Genomic DNA, 1,707 nt, shown 5'->3' with positions numbered 1-1,707 from the left:
TGGCGTCGCGCGCATTGATCGCCAGGTTGAGGATGGCGTTTTCCAGCAGGTTGCGATCGACGTTGATATGCCAGGAGGCTTGCGGCAGCCGCACATCGATCTGGATGGTTTCACCCAGTGCCCGCTGCAACAATTCGCCCAGGCCTTCGAAGATCTGGCGCGGGTCGCAGACCGCCGGCGACAACGGTTGGCGACGGGCGAAGGCGAGCAATTGCGAAGACAGTTTTGCCCCGCGTTCCACTGCCGCAATCGACGCCGAGACCCGACGCTGCACGTTGGCATTGTCCGGCTCATGCCGCGCCAACAAATGCAGGTTGCCGGCGATCACTTGCAACAGGTTATTGAAGTCATGGGCCACGCCACCGGTAAGGCCGCCGATGGCTTCGAGTTTCTGCGACTGGCGCAACTGTTCTTCCGCCGCCAGCCGCGCACCGACTTCATCGGCAACGCGCTGTTCCAGGTTACGGGTGAACTTGAGCAAGGATTCTTCGGCGGTCTTGCGTTCGTGGATGTCGATCAACACGCCGGGAAAGCGGAACGGTTGGCCCTGTTCATCGAACTCGCAGCAGCCGCTGGCCTGTACCCACAAGTAACTGCCATCCGGGCGCAGCACCCGGTACTCGGCGTTGAAGGGCTCGCCGGTGGTCACGGATTGATTGACCTGTTCCTTGACCCAGTCGCGGTCGTCAGGGTGAATCCGCGCTTCGGCGAATTCGGTTGGCAGGTCGCCGAGGTTGCGTTCGGCCGGATAGGAGAAGGTGCGGGCAAAGCGCTCATCGCCGGACAGCAGATTGCCCTTGATGTCCCACACGAACGAGCCGAGCAAAGCCCCGGCATTCAACGCCAGGCGCACTCGTTCATTGTCGGCGCGATAGGCGTCTTCGGCCTCTTGGCGCCGGCGCTCGGAGATCACATGGTCGGTGGTTTCGACCACCATCGCCATGACCCCGGCCGGCTCGCCGCGGTCATTGGCCACCGGGCTGTAATAGAGGTCAAGCCAGACATCCTCGGGAACGCCGTCGCGCAACAGCACCAGTTCTTTATTGTGATAGGACAAGGTGCCGCCGGCCAGACAGGTATCGACCACGTGCCGGTTGAATTCGGCGACTTCCGGCCAGCCCAGTTCCACCGGCGAGCCCAGCAGATACGGGTGTCGGCCTCCGGCGAACGATGAGTACGCATCGTTGTAGATCATGTAGCCGAGGCGGCCCCACAGCATCACCATCGGCAGCGGCGAGGCGAGCAATAACTGCACCGCGCTGCACAGGCTGGCGGGCCAGGTCTCGAGGTTCCCCAGCTCGGTCCGGCTCCAATCGAACGCACGAATGCGCCCGGCCATTTCACCCTCCCATCCGGCACACCCGTGGCTATCGTCTAGAAACTGCATCGACTGATTCTGTGTCCGTGTGAATGGCGTCGTCTGTTTCGAGCATCGCGCGCGCCAATGGTTTCATGGAGGTATGGGCTGAATCTTGTGGCTCATTTCAGTGAACCAGAATCTGTGGCTCCCACAGGTTGCGAATCCAGCTTTTAGTAGGGAGGTTATACCTCAATCAAATGCTTCATCGGATGGTAGCCAGTTTTGAGCGTGGCGGCGACGTCCAGAATCGATCAGGCGCAAGCCGACGCGCTCGTTGCAGGCATGGACGGAGGCGAGCGGTTTTGGCCGGTGATCAAGTAGGCGCTGCCGCAGGCTGCGATCTTTTG

General features: G+C 61.3%; 1 protein-coding gene. It reads right to left on the bottom strand.

Going from position 1 to position 1,707, the window contains the following annotated elements; genetic code table 11:
- Positions 1–1,387 (bottom strand): PAS domain-containing sensor histidine kinase (locus F8N62_RS31360; protein WP_150714202.1); only part of this gene is annotated, 1,387 nt, incomplete at its 3' end.
- Positions 1,388–1,707 lie beyond the last annotated feature (320 nt).

The organism is Pseudomonas fluorescens (assembly GCF_902497785.1).
In the GTDB taxonomy this organism is placed as follows: Bacteria; Pseudomonadota; Gammaproteobacteria; order Pseudomonadales; family Pseudomonadaceae; genus Aquipseudomonas; species Aquipseudomonas fluorescens_BO.
This window is presented reverse-complemented; position numbering and strand designations above follow the sequence as displayed.